Here is a 26,859-nt window from a genome sequence, read left to right on the forward strand (position 1 = left end):
ACGCCCGGTTACATTCCGAACCCGGAAGCTAAGCCTTTCAGCGCCGATGGTACTGCAGGGGGGACCCTGTGGGAGAGTAGGACGCCGCCGAACAAATCTTCAGGACCCCTGGTCCCAGCGTTCACGCTGGGACCAGGGGTCCTTTTGTTTTTTGCTTGACTTTTTCCGATGCGCGGCCGAGTGCCGGCTGCGCGAGAATGACTGCAGTACCCGAAGACAGGAGTCACGTCGATGTCCACCAACTCTCCCGACGACCGTCCGGAGCGCGAGCCGCGTCGCAGGGACGGTGCCGGCGCCGGCGGTGACCGGGGCGGCTTCCGTGGCCCGCGCCGTGACGACAACCGCGGTGGCGACAACCGCGGGGGTGGCTTCCGTCGCGACGACAACCGTGGCGGCGACAACCGTGGCGGCGGCGGTTTCCGCCGTGACGACCGTGGTGGCGACAACCGTGGCGGCGGTGGCGGCTTCCGCCGTGACGACCGTGGCGGGGACAACCGTGGTGGTGGCGGCGGCGGTTTCCGCCGTGACGACCGTGGCGGGGACAACCGTGGCGGTGGCGGCGGTTTCCGTCGCGACGACCGTGGTGGCGACAACCGTGGCGGTGGCAGCGGTTTCCGTCGTGACGAGCGGCCTTCGTCGTTCCGTCGCGACGACCGGCCCTCCTTCCCGCGTGACGACCGTCGTGATGACAACCGCGGCGGCGGCGGTTTCCGCCGTGACGACAACCGTGGTGGCGACAACCGTGGCGGCGGCGGTTTCCGCCGTGACGACAACCGTGGTGGCGACAACCGTGGCGGTGGCGGCGGTTTCCGTCGGGACGACCGGCCTTCGTACCCCTCGCGTGATGACCGTGGTGGCGACAACCGTGGCGGTGGCTTCCGTCGCGATGACCGTGGTGGCGACAACCGTGGCGGTGGCTTCCGTCGCGATGACCGTGGTGGCGACAACCGTGGCGGTGGCTTCCGTCGTGACGACCGTGGCGGGGACAACCGTGGCGGCGGTTTCCGTCGGGACGATCGGCGTGACGAGCGTCCTTCGTCGTTCCGTCGGGACGACCGGCCCTCGTACCCCTCGCGTGACGACCGTGGCGGCGACAACCGTGGCGGTGGCTTCCGTCGGGACGACCGGCCCTCGTACCCCTCGCGTGACGACCGTGGCGGCGACAACCGCGGCGGCGGTTTCCGTCGGGACGATCGGCGTGATGAGCGTCCTTCGTCGTTCCGTCGGGACGACAACCGTGGCGGCGGCGGGTTCCGTCGTGACGACCGTGGTGGGGACAATCGCGGTGGTGGCTTCCGTCGGGACGACCGTGGGGGCGACAGCCGCGGTGGGTTCCGTGGGCGGGACGACCGGGGTGGCTTCGGGCGTCGTGACGACCGTGACCGCGACCGTGGCGACCGCGCGCCCATCAAGCGCCTGCCGATCCCGCCGGAGGTCACCGGTGAGGAGATCGACCCGGATGTGCGCCAGGAGCTCATGAGCCTGCCCAAGGGGCTCGCCGAGGACGTCTCGCGCAACCTCGTCATGGTCGCCCAGCTGATCGACGAGGACCCGGAGAAGGCGTACGGGTACTCCAGGGTCGCCCTGCGGCTCGCCTCCCGTGTCGCCGCCGTGCGCGAGGCCGCCGGCTTCGCCGCGTACGCGACGCAGAAGTACTCCGAGGCGCTGGCGGAGTTCCGTGCCGCCCGCCGGATGAGCGGTGGCGTCGAGCTGTGGCCCGTCATGGCCGACTGCGAGCGCGGGCTCAACCGCCCCGAGCGCGCGCTGGCGATGGCCGGTGAGCCCGAGGTGCAGAAGCTGGACAAGGCCGGTCAGGTCGAGATGCGGCTCGTGGCCGCCGGCGCCCGCCGGGACCTGGGGCAGCTCGACGCGGCCATCGTGACCCTGCAGAGCCCCGAGCTCGCCTCCAGCGCCGTGCACCCGTGGACCGCGCGCCTGCGCTACGCCTATGCCGACGCGCTGCTGGCCGCCGGCCGTGAGCGCGAGGCGCGGGAGTGGTTCGCCAAGGCGCTCGAGGCCGACAAGGACGGGGCCACGGACGCCTCGGACCGGCTGGCCGAGATGGACGGCGTCGAGTTCGTCGACGCGTTCGACGAGGACGAGGTCGACGACGTCGATGAGGACTCGGACCGTGGCGACGTCGTCGATGTCGATGTGGATGTCGATGTCGATGGTGACGAGGACGAGGACGACGACTTCGACGAGGACGACAGCGACGACAGCGTCGGCGACAAGAGCTGACTCGGTTGACATGTGAGAAGGGCGGCACCCCCCGTGGGTGCCGCCCTTCTTCGTTTTCCGGATTCTCTCAGTCCAGCGCCAGGCTTCTCAGGACCAGGCCCGTCGCCGGCTTCGGGCCGAAGGAGGTGGACTTGCGGGGCATCGTGACGCCCTGGCGGGCCAGGTCCCGGACGACGTCCTCGCGTACCGGGTGCATGAGGACCGCCGTACCGCCGCGGCGTTCCGCCTGCTCGACCGCGGCCTCCGTGTCGTGGATGTAGGCGATGTCCTCGGGAGCGTCCGGGATGTGCCAGACGTGCTCCAGGAGGGTGGAGTGCAGGACCGTGGCGTCCAGGGTCCGCCAGGCGTCCGGGCGGTCCGTGCGGATCGTGCGGTCGAGGAGGCCGGGGTCCGGGCGGTCGACGAGGTGGAAGCCGCCGTCTCCGGCCAGGAGGAAGGCGTTGCCCTCGGTCGTTGCCTCGGCGAGGGCCTCCATGGCCTCCGGCAGGGGCCGCTCGACGCGGCGGACCCGGAAGGCGCCGTCGAGGGCCGCGAGCGCGTCGGCGAGCGGCAGGCGGTTGAGGAGCCGGTGGATCGCGCGGACCCGGAGCGGGTAGCGGGCGGTGTCGATGAGGAGCACCAGGCCGTAGTTCCACGGGCCGGGCGACGGGTGCTCCTCGCGGAGGCGCAGATAGGTCGCCCAGCGGTGGTGGCCGTCGGCGATGAGGGCCTGGTGGCGGGAGAGCTCGGCGGAGACGGCGGCCTGCTCGGCCGGGTCGGTCACCGCCCAGAGGCGGTGGTGGAAGCCGTCCTCCGTCGTCGTGGCGAGCAGCGGCGGGCGCTGGACGGTGCGCTCGACGACCTCGCCCGCGCCGTCGCCCTCGCCGACGTACGTGAGGAGCAGCGGCTCCAGATTGGCGGCGGTGGTCCGCATCAGGGCGGCGCGGTCCTCGACGACGTGCGGCATGACGTCCTCGTGCGGGAGGACGACGCCCTCGGCCGGGGTGGAGAGTTCGAGGGCGCCGATGATGCCGCGCTGGAGGATGCCGTCGCCGTGCTGCTCGTAGACGTAGAGCGCGGGCTCCGGGTCCGGGGCGAGGACGCCGTCCGCGAGCCAGCGGTCGAGGGTGACGGCGGCCTTGCGGTGGCGGGTGCCGGCGGTGATCGCCTGGGGCAGGATCAGCCGGACGATGTTGTGGGGATCCGCGGACTCCAGATGGAGAAGTCCGTCAGGTCGTACGACCACGTCGTAGGGCGGGGACGTGACGGCGGCCAGGCTGCCGACCCGCTCGGGGACGTATCGGAGTCCGCGGAACGGCGCCAGGCGCAGTCCGGCTGCGTCGTCGCGGACGTCGTCGGCCGCGTGACCTGAGGTGTTCATCTCGTCATCGTATGTGGCCGGTGCAATGAGCGATGATCGGGGGAGCGGGGAACCCACCCGGTGAGGCGAGGAGTGTGCGGTGACGGTGCGGAACGGCCAGGGGCGGCAGGGTGTGGGCAGGCGGCGGCCGGGTGGCAGCGCGGTGCCGCTGAGCGAGGCGTACGACACGGCGCTCCTGGACCTGGACGGGGTCGTGTACGCGGGCGGGGAGGCCGTTCCGCACGCCGTGGAGGCGCTCGGGGTCGCCCGGGCCGGCGGGATGCACCTGGCGTACGTCACCAACAACGCGCTGCGGACGCCCGACGCGGTGGCCGAGCACCTTACCGAGCTGGGGGTGCCCGCCGAGGCCGGGGACGTGATCACCTCGGCGCAGGCCGTGGCGCGGCTGATCGCCGACGACGTGCCGCCGGGCTCGCGGGTGCTCGTCATCGGCGGCGAGGGGCTGCGGGTGGCGCTGCGTGAGCGGGGTCTGGTGCCGGTGGACTCGGCGGAGGACGAGCCGGTGGCCGTCGTGCAGGGGTACGGCGGGCCCGAGATGCCGTGGGGGCGGTTCGCGGAGGCGAGCTACGCGGTGGCGCGGGGGCTGCCCTGGTACGCGTCGAACACGGACCTGACGATTCCCGGTGCGCGGGGCATCGGGCCCGGGAACGGAGCCGCGGTGGAGGTCGTCCGGATCGCCACGGGCGGCCGGGTCGAGCCGAAGGTCGCGGGGAAGCCGCTGCCGCCGATGCACCGGGAGACGGTGTTGCGGACGGGTGCGCGGCGGCCGCTGGTGGTCGGGGACCGGCTGGACACGGACATCGAGGGGGCGTTCAACGGTGGGGTGGACTCGCTGCTCGTGTTCACCGGGGTGACGGACGCGGCGCAGCTGCTGCGGGCCGTGCCGGAGCACCGGCCGACCTATGTCGCGGCCGATCTGCGGGGGCTGCTCACCGGGCAGCCGGAGGTCGTCGCGGAGGAGGAGGGGAGCTTCGTGTGCGGGGGCTGGCGGGCTTCGGTGAGCGCGACGAGCGGGGGCGAGCTGGTCCTTGAGGGGCCGGCGGGCGCGGCGGCCGGTGCGTGGGATCCCCTGGATGCCGTGCGGGCCCTGTGCGGGGCCGCCTGGTCGGCGGCGGACGCCGTGGGCGGCGGGGTGCCGGACGCGGGGAAGGTGCTCGCGCGGCTCGGGCTGTGACATCGGCCCGGCCGTGAAATTGGGTAGGCTAACCTAACTTCATTTGGGCAGAGGGTACGGGAGTACGGGCATGGATGGTCGGCAGCAGCGGCTGAGCGCGGAATCGGTCACCCTGGCGTACGAGCAGCGGGTCATCGCCCGCGATCTGTCCGTCGAGATCCCCGACAACTCGTTCACCGTCATCGTCGGGCCGAACGCCTGCGGTAAGTCCACCCTGCTCCGCGCCCTCTCCCGGATGCTGAAGCCCAGCCAGGGACGTGTCCTGCTCGACGGGCAGTCGATCCAGACCATGCCGGCCAAGAAGGTCGCCAAGACCCTCGGGCTGCTGCCCCAGACGTCCGTGGCGCCCGACGGCATCACCGTCGCCGACCTCGTCGCCCGCGGCCGCTACCCGCACCAGGGGCTGCTGCGCCAGTGGTCGCCGGAGGACGAGCGCGTCACCCGGGAGTCGATGGAGGCGACCGGCGTCGCCGAGCTGGCCGAGCGGTACGTCGACGAGCTCTCCGGCGGTCAGCGGCAGCGCGTCTGGATCGCCATGGCGCTCGCCCAGCAGACCCCGCTGCTGCTGCTCGACGAGCCGACGACGTATCTCGACATCCAGCACCAGATCGATGTCCTCGACCTGTGCGCCGAGCTGCACGAGACGCAGGGCCGGACGCTCGTCGCCGTGCTGCACGACCTCAACCACGCGGCCCGGTACGCGACCCACCTCATCGCCGTCCGCGACGGCGAGGTGGTCGCCGAGGGGCCGCCGGCCGAGGTGGTGACCGCCGAGCTGGTCGAGCGGGTCTTCGGGCTGCGCTGCCAGGTCATCGAGGACCCCGAGACGGGGACGCCGCTGGTCGTACCGGCCGGGCGGAAGGCCCGTGTGCCGCGGCCCGCCGCGGCGTCCGTGCCGGCGGGCTAGAGCAGGGAACGGAGGCGGAGCAGGTCGCGGAAGCCCGCTTCCAGCCTGACCCGGCCCGAGGCCCAGGCCTTCGCGAAGTTCAGGTCCCCGCCCACCATCGCCACCAGGTCGTCGCCGGTCATCGCGAGCCGGATCTGCGCCTTGGCCGGCGGCGGGCCCGCCACCGTGGACTCGACCTTGATCCGGCCGTCCGTGAGGCGGCCCGTGAACGTGGTGTCCAGGTCGGTGACGTGGCAGCTCAGGGTGCGGTCGAGCGCGGCCGCGCCGCGTACGTCGCCGTCCGCCCGCGCGAGGTTGTCCGAGAGTGTGTCGAGTGCGTCGCGGCACTCCGTGATCGTCGCCATCGCCGTCGACCGTACCCCAGGGGTTCGCGGTAGCGTCGGGAGCATGAACGACGCGATGGCCGAGCCCGAGCCCGTGGACGAGACGTCCGACCCCGAGGCGTCGGACACGGCGGCCCCCCGCGACGGCGTCCACGAGCCCGCCGCCGCCGCGCCGCTGGAGGTCGTACGGGAGCTCACCGGGCATCCCGGGGTCGACGCCCACCTGGCGCGTCTCGCCGAGGTGGACGACCTCCCGGCGGACGGACACCTGGAGGTGTACGAGGATGTACATCGTGGACTGCGTGCCGAGCTGACCTCGCTCGACGCGCACCCCGCCCCCCGTCCGTACGAAAACAGGAGCTGAACCGAACGTGGCAGGAGTGGCACGCCGCCGTCTCGACGCCGAGCTGGTCCGGCGCAAGCTCGCGCGCTCGCGCGAGCACGCCAGCCAGCTGATCGCCGCGGGCCGGGTGACCGTCGGCAAGACCGTCGCCACCAAGCCCGCCACCCAGGTCGAGACCGCCGCGGCCATCGTCGTCGTCCAGGACGACTCCGATCCCGACTACGTCTCGCGCGGCGGCCACAAGCTCGCCGGGGCCTTCGAGGCCTTCGTCCCGCTCGGGCTGAAGGTCGAGGGCCGGCGCGCCCTGGACGCCGGGGCCTCCACCGGCGGCTTCACCGACGTGCTGCTGCGGGCCGGCGCCGCCCATGTCGTCGCCGTCGACGTCGGCTACGGGCAGCTCGCCTGGTCGCTGCAGAGCGACGAGCGGGTCACCGTGAAGGACCGGACGAACGTACGGGAGTTGACGCTCGACGCGATCGACGGCGTGCCCGTCGACCTGGTCGTCGGCGACCTCTCGTTCATCCCGCTCGGCCTGGTCCTGCCGGCCCTCGCGGCCTGTACGGCGCCGGACGCCGACCTCGTCCTGATGGTGAAGCCGCAGTTCGAGGTGGGCAAAGAGCGGCTCGGCACGGGCGGAGTCGTCCGGAGCACCGAACTCCGCGCCGACGCCGTGAAGAACGTCGCCCGGCGCGCCGCCGAGCTCGGCCTCGGCGTCCTGGGCGTCACCGCGAGCCCGCTGCCCGGCCCCTCCGGCAACGTCGAGTACTTTCTGTGGCTGCGGGCAGGCGCGCCCGCGCTGGATCCGGCGGATGTCGACCGCGCCGTGGCGGAAGGACCTCGTTGAGCTCAACGGCAGCAGCATCAGAGACCGCACCACGTACCGTCTTCCTGCTCGCGCACACCGGCAGGCCCGCCGCCGTGCGCAGCGCCGAACTGGTCGTCCTCGGACTGCTGCGCTGCGGCATCGGCGTCCGCGTCCTGGAGGCCGAGGCGGACGACCTGCCGCTGCCGCCGTCCGTCGAGCGGGTGAAGGAGGCCTGCTCCGACGCCCTCGACGGCTGTGAACTCCTCGTCGTCCTCGGCGGCGACGGCACCCTGCTGCGCGGCGCCGAGTTCTCCCGCGCCTCCGGCGTCCCGATGCTCGGCGTCAACCTCGGCCGCGTCGGCTTCCTCGCGGAGGCCGAGCGGGACGACCTCGACAAGGTCGTCGACCGGGTCGTGACGAAGGCGTACGAGGTCGAGGAGCGGATGACCCTCGACGTCGTCGTGTACGAGAACGGCGACGTCCTGCACCGCGACTGGGCGCTCAACGAGGCGGCCGTGCAGAAGGTGTCCCCCGAAAGGATGCTGGAGGTCGTCCTCGCGATCGACGGGCGCCCGGTGACCGGCTTCGGCTGCGACGGGGTGATCTGCGCGACACCGACCGGATCCACCGCGTACGCCTTCTCGGCGGGCGGCCCGGTCGTCTGGCCCGAGGTCGAGGCGCTGCTCATGGTCCCGATCGGGGCCCACGCCCTGTTCGCCAAGCCGCTCATCACCACCCCCGAGTCGGTGCTCGCCGTCGAGGTCGAGCCGCACACCCCGCACGGGGTGTTGTGGTGCGACGGACGGCGGACGGTGGAACTCCCGGCGGGGGCGCGGGTCGAGGTCCGGCGGGGTGCCGTGCCGGTCCGGCTCGCCCGGCTCCACCACGCCTCCTTCACGGACCGGCTCGTCGCGAAGTTCGCCCTGCCCGTGTCCGGGTGGCGGGGCGGGGCCCGCTGACGTACACGCCCTCCCACCAGGTCAGGTGGGAGGGCGTTCGCTCCTGTCCGCCCCCGGTCGGCAGGGTCCGGCGGGGGCGAACGATCGGCGCGCCGGAGAGTTACGCCCGGGGGTGATGTCGCATCGCACCAGGGAAACCTCGTATGGTCTGGGGCGTGCTGGAGGAGATGCGGATACGGTCGCTCGGGGTCATCGACGACGCGGTGGTCGAGCTGTCGCCCGGCTTCACCGCGGTGACCGGTGAGACCGGTGCGGGCAAGACCATGGTGGTGACCAGCCTGGGCCTGCTGCTCGGCGGCAGGGCCGACCCGGCCCTGGTGCGGATCGGCGCGGCCTCGGCCGTCGTCGAGGGGCGGATCAGCGTGCCCCCGGGCGCGCCCGCCGCCGTGCGCGCCGAGGAAGCCGGGGCGGAGCTGGAGGACGGGGTGCTGCTCGTCAGCCGTACCGTCTCGGCCGAGGGACGCTCGCGCGCCCACCTCGGCGGGCGCTCGGTGCCCGTCGGGCTGCTCGCCGAGCTCGCCGACGAGCTCGTCGCCGTCCACGGCCAGACCGACCAGCAGGGCCTGCTCAAGCCGGCCCGGCAGCGCGGGGCGCTCGACCGGTACGCGGGCGAGGCCGTCTCCGTGCCGCTCGCCGTCTACGCGGAGGCGTACCGGCGGCTGCGAGCCGTCACCGGCGAACTGGACGAGATCACCACGCGGGCGCGGGAGCGGGCCCAGGAGGCCGATCTGCTGCGGTTCGGGCTCGGTGAGATCGAGGCCGTCGCGCCGCGCGCGGGGGAGGACGCCGAACTCGCCGCCGAGGCGGAGCGGCTCGGGCACGCCGAGGCCCTCGCCTCCGCCGCCGCTCTCGCGCACTCCGCTCTCGCGGGCGTTCCCGAGGATCCCGAGTCCGTCGACGCCACGACCCTGGTCGCGGGCGCGGGCCGGGCCCTGGAGGCCGTACGGTCGCACGACCCGGCGCTCGCCGCCCTCGCGGACCGGATGGGGGAGATCTCCATCCTCCTCGGCGACGTGGCCACCGAGCTCGCCGGATACGCCGACAACCTGGACGCCGACCCGCTGCGGCTCGCCGCGGTGGAGGAGCGGCGGGCGGTGCTCACGCAGCTGACCCGGAAGTACGGGGAGGACATCGCCGCCGTCCTCGCCTGGGCGGAGGAGAGCGCCGGCCGGCTCGGTGAGCTGGACGGCGACGACGACCGCGTCGAGGAGCTCACCGCCGAGCGCGACCGGCTGCGCGACGAGCTGTCGGTGCTCGCCCAGCGGCTCACCGACGCCCGTACGGAGGCCGCCGACCGGTTCGCCGACGCGGTCACCGCCGAACTCGCCTCGCTCGCCATGCCCCACGCGCGCGTGTCCTTCGACATCCGGCAGACCGAGGACCCCGACGGCGTCGAGGTCGGCGGCCGCCGGGTCGCCTACGGCCCGTCCGGTGCCGACGAGGTCGAGCTGCTGCTCGCCCCGCACCCCGGGGCCCCGCCGCGGCCGATCGCCAAGGGCGCGTCCGGTGGTGAGCTGTCCCGGGTGATGCTCGCCGTGGAGGTCGTCTTCGCCGGGGTCGATCCGGTGCCGACGTACCTCTTCGACGAGGTCGACGCGGGTGTCGGCGGCAAGGCGGCGGTCGAGATCGGACGCCGGCTCGCCAAGCTCGCCAGGACCGCGCAGGTCGTGGTCGTCACCCACCTGCCGCAGGTCGCGGCCTTCGCCGACCGGCAGCTGCTCGTCGAGAAGACCAACGACGGTTCGGTGACCCGGTCCGGCGTGACGGTCCTGGAGGGCGAGGAGCGGGTACGGGAGCTGTCCCGGATGCTCGCCGGCCAGGAGGACTCCGAGACGGCCAGGGCCCACGCGGAGGAGCTCCTGGCGACGGCCCGGGCGGACGGCTGACGCCGGCCGGACCGGCCGACCGGTGGGGGGCGGGCGTGCCGTTCGGGTGTGGGCGGGCGTGCCGCCGCTCCTGACCGGCCGACAGGCCCAGGGGGCGCGCGACTGCGCCTCGTGCGCTCACCCGAGTGGGTGAACCCGTGGTGTGGGTCCCGGAGCCGTACGCCTTCCGTACAGGGGAACGACGCCACTTCGGTGCCGGAACGTGCGTACGGTCCGCGGCACGGACTGGCATCCTTGGGCGCGTGACACAGCTCCGTACGGTCCAAGTGCTGGGCGGCGGCAGCGCGGGCAGCAGCGCTCACGTCCGATCACTCGCCTCGGGGCTGGTGGCGAGGGGCGTGCGGGTGACCGTGTGCGCCCCGGCCGAACTCGACCGCGTCTACGACTACCTGGGCGCCGGTGCGCACTTCGTGCCGCTGCCGCGCCTCGGCGACCCCACGACGGTCGCCGCGCTCCGCAACGCCTGCATCGGTGCCGACGTGGTCCACGCGCACGGCCTGGAGGCGTCCGTGCGGGCCGCGCTCGCGCTCGCCGGGGGCGGGTTCGGCGACCGTGCTCCGCTGGTGACGACCTGGGACACCCGGAACCAGGCGTACGGGGCGGCGCGGGGCGGGGTGCTGCGGCTCCTGGAGCGAAGGACCGTACGGGCCGCGACCGTTGTCCTCGCCACCTCCTCCGAGCTCGTCGACCGGGCCCGTCGCCGCGGGGCCAGGGACGCCCGGCTCGCGCCCGTCACCGTGCCGCCCGCGCGGGGGCCCGTCTGCCTCCACGACGGCAAGGCCCGGGCCGAACTGGGCGCGGTCGACCGGCCGTTGCTGATGGCGGTCGGAGCACTGGAGCGGGGCCGGGGATACCGGACGCTGCTCGACGCGGCCCGGTACTGGCGGGAGCTCGACCCGCAGCCGCTGCTCGTCATCGCGGGGGAGGGGCGCGAACGGGCCGCCCTCCAGCGGCGGATCGCGGCCGAGGGGCTGCCCGTGCGGCTGATCGGGCGGCGGGAGGACGTCGCCGAGCTGCTCGCGGCGGCCGACATGGCGGTGCTGCCCTCGCGGTGGGAGGCGCGGTCCCTGCTCGCGCAGGAGGCGCTGCGGCTCGGTGTGCCGCTGGTCGCCACGGCGGTGGGCGGCGTACCGGAACTCGTCGGCGACGCGGCGGAGCTGGTGCCGTACGGGGACGCCGAGGCGCTCGCCGGTGCGGTGCGCGGGCTGCTCGACGACGTGGAGCGGCGGATGGACCTCGCGGCGGCGGGGCGGGTGCAGGCGGGGACCTGGCCCACGGAGGACGAGACGGTGGCGCACGTGCTGAGCGTGTACGACGAGCTGGTGGGACGGTAGTCGCCGAGCCGGGCCCCCGCGGTGCCTCCCTGCGGGGGCTCCCTCGCAGGGAGACCTGAGAGGGAGCCCCCGGCCCCGTGGGCCGCTACGGCGTGTGGCGGCGGGCCCTCAGGGCCAGGGAGAGGGCCAGGACCGTCTGGGGGTCGTCCAGGTCCGTGCCCAGGAGCTCGGAGATGCGGGCCAGGCGGTTGTAGAGCGTCTGGCGGTTGAGGTGCAGCTCCCGGGCCGTCTCCGCCTTGCGGCCCGCGTGCGCCAGATACGTCTCCAGGGTCGGCAGGAGCGGCGGGCGGGACGTGCGGTCGTGGTCCCGCAGGGGGCCGATCGCACGGTCCACGAACGCCGCGAGGACCGTGTCCCCGTGGAAGTGCAGCCGCCACAGCAGCAGGTCGATGTCGAGGCGCCGGGCGTCGTACCAGGGGAGGTCCGAGAGGCCCTGCGCGGCCGTCGCCGTCTCCGCCGCGTGCCGCAGCCCCGCCGAGGCCGCCGCCCAGCTGCCGGCGACGCCCACCACGACGACCGGCGGATGCACCCCGGCGCGTTCCAGCCCGGCGCGTTCCACGCCCGCGCGCAGCGCCGCCGCGACCCGGTCCGCGACGGCCGTACGCTCCGACTCCGAGCGCAGGCCGAGCAGGAGCGGCACCCGGCCCTCGACCGGGCGGACGCCCAGGAGGACCGGGACCCCGACGGAGCCCAGCTCCTCCAGGACCGCGCGGGCCAGGAGGGCCCAGTTGCCCGAGGGGGAGAGTTCCGAGGCCAGGCGCATCACCACCGGCAGGAGCGGGCCGTCACCCGGCTTGAAGCCGAGGACCCGCGCCTGCGCCGGCGCGTCCTCGGCGGTGATCCTGCCCTCGGCCAGGTCCGTCAGGAAGTCGCCCCGGCCGCGCGCCGCCAGTTCCTCCTCCTGACGTGCCTGCATGAGGACGACCGCGAGGAGGCCCGCCGCGCGCTCGGCCGCCATCCGGTGGACGGGGGAGAGGGCGCCCGAGACCGACAGCAGGACCAGACGGGCCCGCACCGAGGCCGTACCGGGGCCGCCGCCGGGCACGTCGACCAGGACCGTGCCGGTGGGCGGGCCCGATTCGCGGGCCGCCCGTCCGCCGCGCAGCCCGTCCCAGACCTGCAGCGGGTCGGCGGGCGCGGACTCGGTGCCCGCCGCGTACAGCAGCTGTCCGTCGGCGGTCTCCAGGAAGACGGGGTTGGCCGCGAAGTCGGAGAGGATGCGCAGCACCTGGGGGATCCCGCCGCCGCCGAGCAGCGCCTCCGTGCACTGCCGGTGGACCTCCTCGGCCTGCCGCAGGAGCGCGTAGTGGCCGTTGACGATCTCGGTGTGGATCTCCTCCGTGACCGCCACGAAGGGGACCTCGCGGTGCAGCTGCACCAGGGGCAGACCGGCGGCCCGCGCGGCCTCCACTATCGTCGACGGGAGGCGGGCGAAGCGCGGCCCCAGCTCCACCACGAGCGCCGCGATGCCCCGGTCGGCGAGCCGCCGGACGAAGGCACGCTGCTCGGCCGGCCGGGTGCCGAGCCCGAGGCCCGTGGTGAGCAGCAGCTCGCCGCCCTTGAGCAGCGACGCGATGTTCGGCACCTCGCCCGCGTGCACCCAGCGCACCGTGCGGTGCAGCCGGTCCGCGCCGGTGACGACCTCCGGGAGCCCACTGCGCAGGCCCGGGAGTTCGAGCGCCCGCTGCACGGTGATCCCGCCCTGATTGTCCATGGGGCCGGACGCTACCGCGCGTTCATGTTCCGGCGACATCACCCCACGGTCACGGGATCGGACAGTTCGTACATGGGGGCGACAACTCGTCGCCCCCTGGCGGGAATTGCGCGACCGCATGTCGATTGTGGCCTGCGTCACGCGCGAGGATGCTCTCGCGCCATGGCAGAGAACCCCACTCCAGAGGTCCACCGGCTCAAGGCGAACTCCGTCGGTCTCGTCGGCGTCGTCTTCATGGCCGTCGCCACCGCGGCCCCGATCACCGCGATGACCGGCAACCTCCCCATCGCCGTCGGCTTCGGCAACGGCACCGGCGCCCCCGCCGGATACCTCTTCGCGACGCTCGTCCTGACCGTCTTCTCCGTCGGCTATGTCGCCATGGCCAAGCGGATCACGGCAGCCGGCGCCTTCTACGGCTACATCTCGCACGGCCTCGGCCGGATCGCCGGCATGGCGTCCGGGATGCTCGCCGTCCTCGCGTACATCGTCTTCGAGGCCTCGATCGTCGGCGTCTTCGCGTACTTCGCCCGAACCACGGTCGCCGACCAGCTCGGCGTCGACCTTCCGTGGATCCTCTACGCGGCGGTCATGCTGGCCGTGACGGCCGTCCTCTCGTACTTCGACATCAACCTGACCGCCAAGGCGCTCGGCGTGATGCTGATCGCGGAGATCGCGGTCCTCTTCGCGGTCGCCACCGCCGTCCTGATCGCCGGCGGCGGCCCCGACGGCATCCCCGTCGAACCGATCAACCCCGCGAACGCCTTCACCGGCACCTCCGCCGGCCTCGGCCTCTTCTTCGCCTTCTGGTCCTGGGTCGGCTTCGAGTCGACCGCGATGTACGGGGAGGAGTCCCGCGACCCCAAGCGGGTCATCCCGCGCGCCACCCTGATCTCCGTCATCGGCGTCGGCGTCTTCTACATCTACGTGTCCTGGATGACGATCGCCGGGAACGGACTCGCCGGATCGGTGAGGCTGTCCTCCTCCGCCTCGCCGCTCGACCTGTTCTTCGCGCCCACCCAGAGCTTCATCGGCGCCTGGGCCGTCGACGCCTTCCAGTGGCTGCTGCTCACCGGCTCCTTCGCCTGCGGCATGGCCTTCCACCAGTGCGCCTCGCGCTATCTGTACGCCATCGGGCGCGAGGGCTTCCTCCACCCGGCGCTCGGCCGGACACACGCCGCACACGGCTCGCCGTACATCGCCTCGTACGTGCAGAGCGCGATCGCCGTCCTCCTCGTCGGCGCCTTCTGGCTCACCGGCCAGGACCCCTACATCCACCTCTACACGCTGCTCGCGATCCTCGGCACGATGGCGATCCTCATCGTCCAGACCCTCTGCTCCTTCGCCGTCATCGGCTACTTCCGGAAGAACCACCCCGAGGACAGGCACTGGTTCAGGACGCTCACGGCCCCGCTCCTCGGCGGCGTCGGCATGATCGCCGTCGTCGTGCTGCTGATCATGAACATGGAGACCGCGGCCGGCCTCGCCGCCGACTCGCTCTTCTTCAAGGCGATCCCCTGGATCGTCGGCGTGGTCTTCTTCGGCGGCCTCGGCCTCGGCTGCTACCTCAAGGCCAAACGGCCCGAGCGCTACGAGATCATCGGCCGGATCGTGCTGGAGGACGCCGCCGAGCGCCCCGCCGAAGAGGCCCCCGCCCCCGCTCCCGTACCCCAGAGCTGAGACCCCCGCACCTCAGAGACGAGACCGCTTCCAGCCCCAGGAGAGCCCCATGGCACGCACCAACCCGATGCACCTCCTGAAGACCCTCGCCGCCGAGCACGCCGACGCCCGACGGCTGAGACTCCCCGTCGACGAGCTGAGGGGCATGAGAGCCGACGCCCTCGGGCGTCGCTCGCTCCTCAGATACGCCGCCGCTGCCGGTGTCGCCGCCGGCCTCACCGCCGGGACGGGCCTCGGCGGGGCCGTTCCCGCCCGCGCCGCCACCCCCGACCCGCCCATCGGAACCACCGCCCGGGTCGCCGTCGTCGGCGCCGGGATCTCCGGCCTCACCGCCGCCCTCACCCTCCAGGACGCCGGCCTGAGCCCGGTGCTCTACGAGGCGAACCCCTCCCGGGTCGGCGGCCGCATGTGGACCCAGCGCGCCCACTGGGCGTACGGACAGACCTCCGAGATCGGCGGCGAGCTGATCGACACCAGCCACAAGAAGATCCTCGAACTCTGCCGCCGCTTCGGCCTCGACACCGAGGACTTCCTCGGGGGCGGGCCCAACGGCGCGGAGGAGGTCCTCTGGTTCAACGGCGCCTACTACCCGCGCCACCAGGCCGACGAGGACTTCAACGCCGTCTACCAGTCCCTGCGCCGGGACCTCTCCGAGGCGGGGGAGGTGACCTGGAACCGGACCACGCCCACCGGCACCGCACTCGACACCATGTCGGTGTACGAGTGGATCGAGACCCGGGTCCCCGGCGGGCACTCCTCGCCGCTCGGCCGCTTCCTCGACGTCGCCTACAACGTCGAGTACGGCGCCGACACCACCGAACAGTCCGCGCTCGCCCTGGTGCTGCTCATGGGCTACCAGACCAATCCGGGCAACTTCAACGTCTGGGGCCTGTCCAACGAGCGATACCACATCGTCGGCGGCAACGACCTGCTCCCGAACGCCATCGCCGGGGCACTCGCCCCCGGCACCCTGCGCCACGGCTGGTCCCTGACCGCCGTACGCGCCAACACCGACGGCACCCAGACCCTCACCTTCACCGAGGCCGGTGCCACCCGGACCGTCACCACGGACCACACGATCCTCTGCCTCCCCCTGCCCATCCTCAAGCAGCTCGATCTCTCCCGGGCCGGATTCGACCCGCTGATGAGGAACCTGCTGCGGGACGCGCGGATGGGCCACTGCACCAAACTCAACATGCAGTTCGGCACCCGCCCCTGGCGCGGCTCCGGCGCCTGGCCGGGCGTCTCGGCCGGCGACTGCTTCACCGACACCGCCGTCCAGCAGACCTGGGACACCACCAAGATCCAGGGCGGGACCGGCGGCATCCTCCTCCAGTACGGCGGCGGCAGCCTGGCCAGTTCGCTCACGCCCGCGGGACCGTTCTCCACCGAGTCCGACCCGTACGTACGGAGCCTCGTGAGCCGTCATCTGGCGGGCATCGACGCCTTCTTCCCCGGCACCTCACGGGCGTACACAGGGCGCGCCCAGCTCTCCGCCTGGCACCGGAACCCGTACTCGCTCGGCGCGTACTCCTGTTGGCCGGTCGGCTATCTCCACCGCTACGCCGGGTACGAGGGAACCGCCCAGGGGAACGTCCACATCGGCGGCGAGCACTGCAGCTACGACTTCCAGGGCTTCATGGAGGGCGGAGCGACCGAGGGCGAGCGGGCCGCCAAGGAGGTGATCGCCGCCCTGCGATGAGCCGGCTCAGCCGGCCGGGACGATGTTCTGGTTGAAGCGGAACACGTTCTCGGGGTCGTACTCGGCCTTCACGGCGGCGAGCCGGCGGTGGTTCTCCTCGCCGAAGGAGGAGACGATCCGCTGCTCGCCCTCGGCGCCGACGAAGTTCAGGTACGTCGCGTCGAGCGCCCACGGCCGTACGTCGGCCCGCACGTCGCGCACCCACTGGATCTCGGCCTCGTCCATCGACGGGTCCTCCCAGGTCGCGAACGGGTGCACGGCCCAGGGCGCGGAGCGCCACGGCTGGGGGTAGGGCCCGGCCCCGGCCGCCACCGCGCCGCCCTGCACGAACAGCACGTGCTGGGTGGCCGCGGGCAGCGGGATGGCCGCGCCGCGTGCGCAGAACAGGTCCACGGCCTCGTCCGGGAGGGCGGTCAGGTACTCGGCCGACCAGTAGTTCCGCAGTCCCGGCGGGTCGTCGAGCATGGACTGCAGCTCCGCGTACGGGATGTCCATGACGATCTCGATCACGGGCTTCAGGTCGAACAGCGGCGCCGCGAGCCTCCGTACCTCCTCGACCGGCCCCGCGTACGTGAGCAGCGTCCCGCACACCAGCCTGCCGACCAGCTCCTCCGGGACGAACGGCTCGGGCGGCGCCGGCAGGTAGATCGCCCCTCCGCCCACCTCGTCCGGGGCGGTGTCGGCGATGTCCCGGAAGGTGCGCACCACCTCGGGCGCGCCGTCCGGCAGGAAGAACAGCAGCGCGACGCTCATCCGGGGCAGTGGGTGCAGCCGCAGCGTCAGCGAGGTCGCCACCCCGAAGTTGCCGCCGCCGCCGTGCAGCGCCCAGAACAGCTCCGGGTTCTCCTCGGCGTCCGTGTGGACGTGCCTGCCCTCGGCCGTGATCAGGTCGGCGGCCAGCAGGTTGTCGCTGGCGAGCCCGAACTTCCGCTCCAGCCAGCCCGATCCGCCGCCCAGCGTGAAGCCGCCGACGCCGGTGGTGGACACCCGTCCGCCGGTGGTCGCGACGTGGAACGGCTGGCACGCGTGGTCCAGGTGGGCCATGGTCGCCCCGCCCTCGACCCGTACCGTCATGTCCTCCGGATCCACGACGACACCGTGCATCCGGCGGAGGTCGACGACCAACGCGCCGTCGATCATGGAGGTCCCGGCGACGCTGTGCCCGCCGCCGCGCACCGCGATCGGCAGCCCGGTCTCGCGGCCGAACAGGATCGCGTTGGACACGTCGGCCGCGGTGGCGCACTGGGCGATCACCGAGGGGCGCCGGTCGATCATGCCGTTGTGCAGGGCGCGCGCCTCGTCGTAGCCCGGTCCGCCGGGGGTGATCACCTCACCGGCCAGGTCCTCGACCAGTCCGGCGAGGGCGCTCTCGGAGACATGGGGACCCATGGGAGCCCCCCTTTCGTACGGGGGACGGGACCTTCTCATCGTAGGTCCGGGCACCGTCCCCCGCGCGGGACCGCCTCAGCCCCCGTACGCCCCGCTCGCCGTCAGGCGCAGGGCCGTGTCGATCAGGGGCACGTGGCTGAAGGCCTGCGGGAAGTTGCCGACCTGCCGCTGGAGCCTCGGGTCCCACTCCTCGGCGAGCAGCCCCAGGTCGTTGCGGAGCGCGAGCAGCCGCTCGAAGAGGGAACGTGCCTCGTCCACCCGGCCGATCATCGCCAGGTCGTCGGCCAGCCAGAACGAGCAGGCGAGGAACGCGCCCTCGTCGCCCTCCAGGCCGTCGACGCCGGCCTCCTCGCCGGAGGTCGGGTAGCGGAGCACGAAGCCGTCCTCGGTGGACAGCTCGCGCTGGATCGCCTCGATCGTGCCGATGACCCGCTTGTCGTCCGGCGGCAGGAAGCCCATCTGCGGGATCAGCAGCAGCGAGGCGTCCAGCTCCTTGGAGCCGTACGACTGCGTGAAGGTGTTCCGCTCGGGGTCGTAGCCCTTCTCGCAGACGTCCCGGTGGATCTCGTCGCGCAGCTCGTGCCAGCGCTCCAGCGGGCCGTCCGCGTCCCCGGACTCGATGAGCTTGATCGTGCGGTCGACGGCCACCCAGGCCATCACCTTGGAGTGGACGAAGTGCCGGCGCGGGCCGCGGACCTCCCAGATGCCCTCGTCCGGCTGGTCCCAGTGCTTCTCCAGGTAGTTGATCAGCTTGATCTGGAGGAGCGAGGCGTAGTCGTTGCGGGACAGGCCCGTCATGTGCGCGAGGTGGAGGGCCTCGGTGACCTCGCCGTAGACGTCCAGCTGCAGCTGGTTGGCGGCGCCGTTGCCGACCCGGACCGGACCGGAGTTCTCGTACCCCGGGAGCCAGTCGAGCTCCGCCTCGCCGAGCTCCCGCTCGCCGGCGATGCCGTACATGATCTGCAGGTTCTCCGGGTCGCCCGCGACGGCGCGGAGCAGCCAGTCCCGCCAGGCGCGGGCCTCCTCGCGGTAGCCGGTGCGCAGCATGGAGGAGAGGGTGATCGCCGCGTCGCGCAGCCAGGTGTAGCGGTAGTCCCAGTTGCGGACGCCGCCGATCTCCTCGGGCAGCGAGGTGGTCGGCGCGGCCACGATGCCGCCGGTCGGCGCGTACGTCAGCGCCTTCAGGGTGATCAGGGAGCGGATCACGGCCTCCCGGTAGGGGCCGTGGTACGTGCAGTGCTCGACCCACTCGCGCCAGAAGTCGGCGGTCGCCTCCAGGGAGCCCTCGGGGTCCGGAAGCGCCGGCGGCTCCTTGTGGGAGGGCTGCCAGGAGAGCGTGAACGTGATCCGGTCACCGGGGGTCACGGTGAAGTCGGAGTACGTCGTGAGGTCCTTGCCGTGCGTCTCGGCGTCGGTGTCCAGCCACACCGAGTCGGGCCCGGCGACGGCGACCGTACGGTCCCCGACCTTGTGGACCCACGGCACGATCCGGCCGTAGCTGAACCGCATCCGCAGCGAGGAGCGCATCCGGACCCGGCCGGAGACGCCCTCCACGATCCGGATCAGCTGCGGGGCGCCGTCGCGCGGCGGCATGAAGTCGGTCACCCGGACCGTGCCGCGCGGCGTGTCCCACTCGGACTCCAGGATCAGCGAGTCGCCGCGGTAGCGGCGCCGGTCGGCGGGGGCCGGCTCGGCGTCGTTCGGCGCGGCGGGGCCCACCCGCCAGAATCCGTGTTCCTCGGTGCCGAGCAGCCCGGCGAAGATCGCGTGGGAGTCGAATCGGGGGAGACACAGCCAGTCGACGCTGCCGTCGCGGCAGACCAGGGCGGCGGTCTGCATGTCTCCGATGAGTGCGTAATCCTCGATGCGCCCGGCCACGTGCTTCACTCCAGTCGAACGGCCACGTCCGCCCCGCGGGGCGCTTGCTCAGATGCCCCGGCTGGGTGTCAGCCGGGTCTGCGTGTGTCAGCGGTCAAGGGTCTTCGACGAGCACTTGGTCCGGATGACGGGCGGGGTGATGCCGCTGGCCGGCCGGCTCGGCGGGCAATGTCCGAGCAGGATACGTCGCACCCTAGTGACCCGGTGATCACGTCGGTAACGGCGTTGCTCCGATCAGGTGAACGAGTCCGGTTCGCCGGTGGAAGGTCCGCCTGTCGTGAAGGCAGGGTCCGCCGGGACGTCTGCCGGAGGTTCCGGCGGACGTCCTGTGCGTCGCAGGTGAGAGACAGCGCGAACTCCTCCCTTCTGGCCGGCGGGAGGTCGGTCCCCCCGCCCGGCGGGGGCGCCGCCCCGTCCGCCCGGGGTGCTTCCCCCGCCCGGTGGGGGCGCTTCCCCTGCCCGTCCGGGGGCGCTTCCCCCGTCCGACGGGAGGCTCCGTCCGCCCCGGTGTCGCCGTCCGTGAACACCCGACTGCCGCGTGTGGCCGGAAGCGGCCTCCCGATGTCGCTGATACCCTGGTACCCCGTGGACCGGTGGGAAACGGCGACAGCCGAGAACCCCGAAACCGCAGCGACGGCACCCCCCGATTCTTCCGGAGGGGACGCCGGTACGCACCTCCAGAACGCGACCACGGGAGCCCCCTCTTGGCGATGCCGCCCAAAACCACGACGACCAAGCACATCTTCGTCACCGGGGGTGTCGCCTCCAGCCTCGGCAAGGGCCTGACCGCCTCCAGCCTGGGTGCGCTCCTCAAGGCCCGGGGCCTGCGGGTCACGATGCAGAAGCTCGACCCGTACCTGAACGTCGACCCGGGCACGATGAACCCCTTCCAGCACGGCGAGGTGTTCGTCACCAACGACGGCGCCGAGACCGACCTGGACATCGGCCACTACGAGCGCTTCCTCGACGTCGACCTCGACGGCTCGGCCAACGTCACCACCGGCCAGGTCTACTCGCAGGTCATCGCCAAGGAGCGGCGCGGCGAGTACCTCGGTGACACCGTGCAGGTCATCCCGCACATCACCAACGAGATCAAGTCCCGGATCCGCCGCATGGCGACCGACGACGTCGACGTCGTCATCACCGAGGTCGGCGGCACGGTCGGCGACATCGAGTCGCTGCCGTTCCTGGAGACCGTCCGCCAGGTCCGCCACGAGGTCGGCCGCGACAACGTCTTCGTCGTGCACATCTCGCTGCTGCCCTACATCGGCCCCTCCGGCGAGCTGAAGACCAAGCCGACCCAGCACTCCGTCGCCGCGCTCCGCAACATCGGCATCCAGCCCGACGCGATCGTGCTGCGCGCCGACCGCGAGGTCCCGACCTCCATCAAGCGCAAGATCTCGCTGATGTGCGACGTCGACGAGGCCGCGGTCGTCGCCGCGATCGACGCCAAGTCGATCTACGACATCCCCAAGGTGCTCCACACCGAGGGCCTGGACGCCTACGTCGTCCGCAAGCTCGACCTGCCTTTCCGTGACGTGGACTGGTCGACCTGGGACGACCTGCTCGACCGCGTCCACAACCCCGACCACGAGGTCACCGTCGCGCTCGTCGGCAAGTACATCGACCTGCCCGACGCGTACCTCTCGGTCACCGAGGCCATGCGGGCCGGCGGCTTCGCGAACAAGGCCCGCGTCAAGGTCAAGTGGGTCACCTCCGACGACTGCAAGACCCCGGCCGGGGCCAAGAAGCAGCTCGGTGACGTCGACGCGATCCTCATCCCCGGCGGCTTCGGCGACCGCGGCGTGAGCGGCAAGGTCGGCGCGATCCAGTACGCCCGCGAGAACAAGGTGCCGCTGCTCGGCATCTGCCTCGGCCTGCAGTGCATCGTCATCGAGGCGGCCCGGAACCTGGCCGACATCCCCGAGGCCAACTCCACCGAGTTCGACCCCGCCACCGCGCACCCCGTCGTCTCGACGATGGAGGAGCAGCTCGCGTACGTCGAGGGCGCGGGCGACCTGGGCGGAACGATGCGCCTGGGCCTGTACCCGGCGAAGCTCGCCGAGGGCTCGATCGTCCGCGAGGTCTACGACGACCAGCCGTACGTCGACGAGCGCCACCGTCACCGCTACGAGGTCAACAACGCCTACCGCGCGGAGCTGGAGAAGAAGGCCGGTCTGGTCTTCTCCGGCACCTCCCCGGACAACAAGCTCGTCGAGTACGTCGAGTACCCGCGCGAGATCCACCCCTACCTGGTCGCCACGCAGGCGCACCCGGAGCTGCGGTCGCGTCCGACGCGTCCGCACCCGCTCTTCGCCGGTCTGGTGAAGGCGGCCGTGGAGCGCAAGACGGGCAAGCCTGCCAAGTAGTCGTCGGGCGTTAACGTTGCCGGGGTACGGGTCCTGACGGATCCGTACCCCGGTTTTCGTGTGTGGGAGGACGCAGATGGAGTTGCAGGACACCCCGGAGGAGTGGCGGGTCGTCGCGACGACGACCCCGTTCCAGGGAAAGAAGACGAGTGTCCGCACGGACGACGTGGTCATGCCGGACGGCACGGTCGCGCGCCGCGACTACCAGGTCCACCCCGGCTCGGTGGCCGTCCTGGCCCTCGACGACCAGGACCGGGTCCTGCTGCTCAAGCAGTACCGGCACCCGGTGCGGCAGAAGCTCTGGGAGATCCCGGCGGGCCTCCTCGACGTGCCCGGCGAGAACCCGCTGCACGCGGCGCAGCGCGAGCTGTACGAGGAGGCCCACGTCAAGGCCGAGGACTGGCGGGTCCTGGCCGACGTCTACACGACGCCGGGCGGCTGCGACGAGGCCGTACGGATCTTCCTCGCGCGCGGGCTCTCCGAGGCGGAGGGGGCGCGGTACGACGTCTCCGACGAGGAGGCGGACATGGAGCTGGCGCGGGTGCCGCTGGGGGAGCTGGTGCGGGGGGTCCTGGCCGGTCAGCTGCACAACAACTGCCTGGTGGTGGGGGTGCTGGCGCTGACGGCGGCGCGGGCGGGCGGGGGTGTGGGGGAGCTGCGTGCGGCGGACGCGGAGTGGCCGGCGCGACCGTTCGAGGCGTAGGGGGGAGGCGGGGGGCTGCGCGTGCGCCGGCGGGCCCATCGGCCGTGCGCAACCTCCACCTCGTCGTGAGCGCGCCCTGACCCGCACCCCCTTGTGCACCGAGCCAGGGGTGCGGGTCCAGGCGCTGGGGGCGGGGGCGCCGCCAAGGGCGCCGTCCCGTGTGCCCACCCTCCCCCAGACTCCGTCCGGGGGACCCCCACGCCCCAGCGGGTCGATTGCCCACACGGGGTGGGGGCGCGGGCCCGTACGGCGGGTGCGGTGGGGTGTGGCGTGTGGGGCGATCCCGTTTGGGCGTGTGGTGTGACGATCTGTTGATCCGATCGGGGGACGTGTTCGTCGTGCTCCGCCAGGTCCCCCACGCGCCCTGAACTACGCTCGGGATCGCCCGTGCGGAGCCCCCCGCGGGATCGGCTCGTGCGCAGGTGGACGGGAGCGTGGCCCGTGACGGATCAGGCGGTGGCGACGGCCGGCAGCCGGCAGTTCTTCGGCCGGCAGCGGGAGTTGAAGGCCCTGCGCGCCGACATCGAGCGGACCGGCCTCGACACCCTGACCGGCCGCAAGGCACCCCGCGCCCGTGTCCTGCTCGTCGCCGGCAAGCCCGGCTCCGGACGTACCGCGCTCGCCGAGGAACTCGCCGCCGGACTCTCCGCCCAGTACCCCGACGGGATCTTCCGCGCCCGGCTCACCGAGCCCGGCGGCGACCCCGTCCCCACCGCCCGCGTCGCCCAGGAACTCCTCGCCGCGCTCGGGGTCCCCGAGCCCCCCGGCGCCGCCGAGGACGAGCTGACCGAACTGGTCCGCACGGCGCTCGGCGAGCGCCGTGCCGTCCTCGTCCTCGACGACGCCGTCGACGCCGAGCACGCCGATCCGCTCATCCCCGACAACCCCGACTCCCTGGTGATCGGCGTCGCCCTCGGACCGCTCACCGGCATCCCCGACGTACGGCCCTGCACCCTCGGCGGGCTCGACCCCAAGTCGGCCATCGAGCTGCTCACCGCCTTCACCGGCTCCGTACGCATCACCGTCGACCCGCAGGCCGCCGAGACGCTCGTCGAGGAGTGCGGCGGGCTGCCCGCCGCGGTCGTCCTGGCCGGCGGCTGGCTCTCGACCCGGCCCAAGGCCTCCGTCGCCGACCTCGCCAAGCGGTTGCGTGCGCTCAGTGGCGACCCGCTGACCCGTGCCTTCACGCTCGCCCACGAGGCGCTGCCCGCGACCGCCGCCCGGATACTGCGATACCTCTCCCTCGCCCCCCTCGGCCGGGCCGACGCCCACACGGCCTCCGCCCTGGCCGGCTGCTCGGTCTCGGCCGCCGCGACCACCCTCGCCGACTTCGCTGCCCTGGGGCTCCTCGAAGGCGGCGAGGACGGGCAGTACGGGGTCCCCGGCCATCTCGTCCCCCTCCTTCGCGCTCAGCTGGAGGAGCGCGACCGGCCCGCCGAGGTGCAGCTCGCCCGGGCCCGGATGCTGGAGCGGACCGTACGGCTCCTCCAGTCCTGCCGTGCGGTCACCGAACCCGAGGGCTCGCCGGCCCGTCGGAAACTGGCCGGTCTGCCGCGTGCCCTGCGCTTCCCGAACGCCGCCGCCGGGGCCGACTGGCTGCGTTCCCGGCAGTCCTTCCTGCTGGCCTCCGCCCGGCTGGCCGTCGCCGACGGGGAGCTCGACACCCTCGCCCGACGGCTGGTCGCCTCCCTGGTCAGGGCGCTCGCCGCGCACCGGGGCGCCGAGGCGGCCGCGCCCCAGCTGTACGGGCTCCACCAGCTGGTCCTGGATGTGGCCGAGCGGCGCGGGCTGCACCGGGAGCGGGCCGCGGCCCTGCTGAACCTGGCCGATCTCGACGCCCGCACCGGCAGGACGAAGGACGCTCTGCTGCGATATCGGTCGGCTTTGGATGCCGGGCGCGCAGCAAATGACCCGTACGCGACCGGTCGCGCAATGGAATCCGTAGGTGGCTCGTATCAGGAGCTGGGGGACTGGCAGCGGGCCGGCGACTGGTACGGGCGGGCGCTCGCCCAGCGCCTCGCCCGGGACGAGCGAGCGGATCAGGCCAGGCTGTACGCCCGCCTGGGCGCCGTGCAGACCTACGCGGGCCGGTACGGCGAGGCCCTGCGGAACTGGCGGGCCGCAGCGGCCGGCTACCGGCGGCTCGACGATCTCCCGGGCTACGCGCGGGCGTTGAGCGAGGCCGCCCGGGTCCAGGAGTACGCGGGACGGCCCGAGGAATCCCTCCGGACCTGCGAGGAAGCCGTCGAGTGGGCCCGGCGCGCCCGGGACACCCGGCTCCAGGCCGCGCTCCAGATGCGGCTCGCCGACACCCTCGACCGGCTCGGCGACCCGGCCGCGGCCCGGCTGCACCGGGCCGCGGCCGAAAGACTGCTGGAAACGGAATCCTCTGCCTACGAAATCCGCAGTGGGTCGATCGAAGATTAGTACTTTGAAAGGCTAGACAGCGGGAACTCCTTCATTAGACTGGGTGCGCCGCGTTCGAACGTGGTCTGCCCCGGTGCGCCGCAGTGCATCCGGGTATGTATCGCAGTGCCCCATGTATCCCCCCTGATTCAAGGACCGTGATCGACGATGAAGGTCGGCATCCCCCGCGAGGTCAAGAACAACGAGTTCCGCGTGGCCATCACCCCCGCCGGTGTCCACGAGCTCGTCCGCCACGGCCACCAGGTCTTCGTCGAGCAGAACGCCGGTGTCGGCTCCTCGATCACGGACGAGGAGTACGTCGCCGCCGGCGCCGAGATCCTCCCCACCGCCGACGAGGTCTGGGCCACCGCCGACCTGCTGCTCAAGGTCAAGGAGCCCATCGCGGAGGAGTACCACCGCCTCCGCAAGGACCAGACGCTCTTCACCTACCTGCACCTCGCCGCCTCCAGGGAGTGCACGGACGCGCTCCTGGCGTCCGGCACCACCGCCATCGCGTACGAGACCGTCGAGACCGCCAACCGCGCGCTCCCGCTGCTCGCCCCGATGTCCGAGGTCGCGGGCCGGCTGGCCCCGCAGGTCGGCGCCTACCACCTGATGCGCTCGGTCGGCGGCCGCGGCGTGCTCCCCGGCGGCGTCCCCGGCACCCACGCCGGCGAGGCGGTCGTCATCGGCGGCGGCGTCTCCGGCTGGAACGCCACCCAGATCGCCGTCGGCATGGGCTTCCACGTGACCCTGCTCGACCGTGACATCAACAAGCTCCGCGAGGCCGACAAGATCTTCGGCACCAAGGTGAAGACGATCGTCTCCAACGCCTACGAGCTGGAGAAGGCCGTCGTCGAGGCCGACCTCGTCATCGGCGCCGTCCTCATCCCGGGCGCCAAGGCCCCGAAGCTGGTCACCAACGAGCTCGTCGCCAAGATGAAGCCCGGAAGTGTCCTTGTCGACATTGCGATCGACCAGGGCGGCTGCTTCGAGGACTCGCACGCGACCACCCACGCCGAGCCGACCTTCCAGGTCCACAACTCGGTCTTCTACTGCGTCGCGAACATGCCGGGCGCGGTCCCGAACACCTCCACCTACGCCCTCACCAACGCCACGCTGCCCTACATCGTGTCGCTGGCGAACAACGGCTGGGCCGAGGCCCTGCGCCGCGACGCCTCGCTCGCCCTGGGCCTCAACACCCATGACGGCAAGGTGGTTTACAAGGAGGTCGCCGAGGCGCACGGCCTCGAGCACGTCGAGCTGAGCACCCTCCTGGGCTGACCCTCGCGGCACCGCCGTCAACGCGTGCCGTCAATGCCACACACCCGGCCGGACCTTGTTCGACAAGGTCCGGCCGGATGCGTGTCCGGACCCGGCGGAACGTTCGGCCAACTCGCCTCGAACGTAACCCTTTAACCGTTTCGCACACCCCTGAAACGTGTGGATGCATGCCTGCGCACCCTTGACAGAGAGGTGTTCGGTTGCCGACACATCGGGCCGGGTCCGGCGGATTGTGTTGCTGCGGAGCGGTGACACGCCATAGAGTCGCCAACCGTCGGCATGGTGCCACGCTGACCTATCGATAAATGTTCCTGGTGACATCCAAGGAGGTAAGACGACTTGTGAATGAGTCGACAATTACTCCCGGGAGCGGTGCGCCAGGTGCTCCGATCGGCTCCGTCGCGG

19 protein-coding genes, 1 rRNA gene and 1 pseudogene are annotated in these 26,859 nt (G+C 72.6%); 16 read left to right on the top strand and 5 right to left on the bottom strand.

All coding sequences use genetic code 11. The annotated features are described in order from the left end of the window. The 3 genes and pseudogenes from rrf to ACIP8Z_RS37270 all read left to right on the top strand — a co-directional run. Positions 1-93: ribosomal RNA gene (gene rrf, locus ACIP8Z_RS37260) — 5S ribosomal RNA — on the top strand; the annotation flags it as partial. 138 nt (positions 94-231) lie between these two features. Then, a pseudogene (locus ACIP8Z_RS37265) lies at positions 232-1,386 on the top strand (hypothetical protein); the annotation flags it as partial. 90 nt (positions 1,387-1,476) lie between these two features. Next, positions 1,477-2,241 (top strand): hypothetical protein, encoded by a 765-nt coding sequence (locus ACIP8Z_RS37270; protein WP_402091475.1) that lies wholly within the window; start codon positions 1,477-1,479, stop codon positions 2,239-2,241. 67 nt (positions 2,242-2,308) lie between these two features. Here the strand turns inward: ACIP8Z_RS37270 and ACIP8Z_RS37275 are convergent, their stop codons facing one another. Beyond that, complete coding sequence (locus tag ACIP8Z_RS37275; RefSeq protein ID WP_402091410.1) at positions 2,309-3,601, bottom strand: DUF1015 family protein; 1,293 nt, start codon at positions 3,599-3,601, stop codon at positions 2,309-2,311. A gap of 79 nt (positions 3,602-3,680) precedes the next feature. Between ACIP8Z_RS37275 and ACIP8Z_RS37280 the strand changes: the two genes are divergently transcribed. Both ACIP8Z_RS37280 and ACIP8Z_RS37285 read left to right on the top strand, forming a co-directional pair. Then, positions 3,681-4,775 (top strand): HAD hydrolase-like protein, encoded by a 1,095-nt coding sequence (locus tag ACIP8Z_RS37280; RefSeq protein ID WP_402091413.1) that lies wholly within the window; start codon positions 3,681-3,683, stop codon positions 4,773-4,775. Between the two features lie 70 nt (positions 4,776-4,845). Continuing rightward, complete coding sequence (locus ACIP8Z_RS37285; protein WP_402091416.1) at positions 4,846-5,682, top strand: ABC transporter ATP-binding protein; 837 nt, start codon at positions 4,846-4,848, stop codon at positions 5,680-5,682. Here ACIP8Z_RS37285 and ACIP8Z_RS37290 read toward each other — a convergent pair. After that, a complete protein-coding gene (locus ACIP8Z_RS37290) occupies positions 5,679-6,026 on the bottom strand; it encodes an SCP2 sterol-binding domain-containing protein (protein ID WP_402091419.1) in 348 nt (115 codons plus the stop codon). The two genes, ACIP8Z_RS37285 and ACIP8Z_RS37290, sit on opposite strands and share 4 nt — an antisense overlap. Before the next feature lie 43 nt (positions 6,027-6,069). Here ACIP8Z_RS37290 and ACIP8Z_RS37295 point away from each other — a divergent pair, with 43 nt between their 5' ends. From ACIP8Z_RS37295 to ACIP8Z_RS37315, 5 genes are all read left to right on the top strand, one after another. Beyond that, complete coding sequence (locus ACIP8Z_RS37295) at positions 6,070-6,369, top strand: hypothetical protein (protein WP_402091422.1); 300 nt, start codon at positions 6,070-6,072, stop codon at positions 6,367-6,369. Between the two features lie 7 nt (positions 6,370-6,376). Beyond that, positions 6,377-7,192 (top strand): TlyA family RNA methyltransferase, encoded by an 816-nt coding sequence (locus ACIP8Z_RS37300; protein WP_030315644.1) that lies wholly within the window; start codon positions 6,377-6,379, stop codon positions 7,190-7,192. Further along, entirely contained in the window at positions 7,189-8,112 is a 924-nt protein-coding gene (locus ACIP8Z_RS37305; RefSeq protein ID WP_187622906.1) for an NAD kinase, read from the top strand. Before ACIP8Z_RS37300 ends, ACIP8Z_RS37305 begins: the two co-directional genes overlap by 4 nt. 143 nt (positions 8,113-8,255) lie before the next feature. Continuing rightward, positions 8,256-9,998, top strand: a complete 1,743-nt coding sequence (gene recN / locus ACIP8Z_RS37310; protein ID WP_402091426.1) for a DNA repair protein RecN — start codon at positions 8,256-8,258, stop codon at positions 9,996-9,998. A 242-nt stretch (positions 9,999-10,240) separates the two neighbouring features. Continuing rightward, positions 10,241-11,332 (top strand): glycosyltransferase family 4 protein, encoded by a 1,092-nt coding sequence (locus tag ACIP8Z_RS37315; RefSeq protein ID WP_402091427.1) that lies wholly within the window; start codon positions 10,241-10,243, stop codon positions 11,330-11,332. A gap of 85 nt (positions 11,333-11,417) precedes the next feature. On the opposite strand, the gene ACIP8Z_RS37320 is transcribed toward ACIP8Z_RS37315, so the two are convergent. Continuing rightward, complete coding sequence (locus ACIP8Z_RS37320) at positions 11,418-13,046, bottom strand: PucR family transcriptional regulator (RefSeq protein ID WP_402091429.1); 1,629 nt, start codon at positions 13,044-13,046, stop codon at positions 11,418-11,420. A gap of 162 nt (positions 13,047-13,208) precedes the next feature. On the opposite strand from ACIP8Z_RS37320, the gene ACIP8Z_RS37325 reads away from it, so the two are divergent. Both ACIP8Z_RS37325 and ACIP8Z_RS37330 read left to right on the top strand, forming a co-directional pair. Further along, positions 13,209-14,723 carry an APC family permease gene (locus ACIP8Z_RS37325; RefSeq protein WP_402091432.1) on the top strand — a complete coding sequence of 505 codons (1,515 nt, stop codon included), beginning with the start codon at positions 13,209-13,211 and terminating at the stop codon, positions 14,721-14,723. Between the two features lie 49 nt (positions 14,724-14,772). Then, positions 14,773-16,425, top strand: coding sequence for a flavin monoamine oxidase family protein (locus tag ACIP8Z_RS37330; protein ID WP_402091435.1), 1,653 nt, complete (start codon positions 14,773-14,775; stop codon positions 16,423-16,425). A gap of 6 nt (positions 16,426-16,431) precedes the next feature. On the opposite strand, the gene ACIP8Z_RS37335 is transcribed toward ACIP8Z_RS37330, so the two are convergent. Both ACIP8Z_RS37335 and ACIP8Z_RS37340 read right to left on the bottom strand, forming a co-directional pair. After that, positions 16,432-17,814, bottom strand: a complete 1,383-nt coding sequence (locus tag ACIP8Z_RS37335) for an FAD-binding oxidoreductase (protein WP_402091437.1) — start codon at positions 17,812-17,814, stop codon at positions 16,432-16,434. Between the two features lie 75 nt (positions 17,815-17,889). Further along, positions 17,890-19,692 carry a glycoside hydrolase family 15 protein gene (locus ACIP8Z_RS37340; RefSeq protein WP_402091440.1) on the bottom strand — a complete coding sequence of 601 codons (1,803 nt, stop codon included), beginning with the start codon at positions 19,690-19,692 and terminating at the stop codon, positions 17,890-17,892. Between the two features lie 710 nt (positions 19,693-20,402). Here ACIP8Z_RS37340 and ACIP8Z_RS37345 point away from each other — a divergent pair. The 4 genes from ACIP8Z_RS37345 to ald all read left to right on the top strand — a co-directional run bounded on the left by ACIP8Z_RS37345 (position 20,403) and on the right by ald (position 26,454). Next, entirely contained in the window at positions 20,403-22,061 is a 1,659-nt protein-coding gene (locus ACIP8Z_RS37345; protein ID WP_402091442.1) for a CTP synthase, read from the top strand. A 76-nt stretch (positions 22,062-22,137) separates the two neighbouring features. Continuing rightward, the gene (locus ACIP8Z_RS37350) at positions 22,138-22,764 is read left to right on the top strand and encodes an NUDIX domain-containing protein (protein WP_402091445.1); all 627 of its coding nucleotides are present in this window, start codon (positions 22,138-22,140) and stop codon (positions 22,762-22,764) included. Between the two features lie 441 nt (positions 22,765-23,205). After that, positions 23,206-25,191, top strand: a complete 1,986-nt coding sequence (locus tag ACIP8Z_RS37355; protein WP_402091447.1) for a tetratricopeptide repeat protein — start codon at positions 23,206-23,208, stop codon at positions 25,189-25,191. 147 nt (positions 25,192-25,338) lie between these two features. After that, the gene (gene ald, locus ACIP8Z_RS37360) at positions 25,339-26,454 is read left to right on the top strand and encodes an alanine dehydrogenase (protein WP_402091450.1); all 1,116 of its coding nucleotides are present in this window, start codon (positions 25,339-25,341) and stop codon (positions 26,452-26,454) included. The last annotated feature ends 405 nt before the right edge of the window (positions 26,455-26,859 follow it).

This window comes from Streptomyces sp. NPDC088553 (genome assembly GCF_044752965.1).
Classification (GTDB): domain Bacteria; phylum Actinomycetota; class Actinomycetes; order Streptomycetales; family Streptomycetaceae; genus Streptomyces.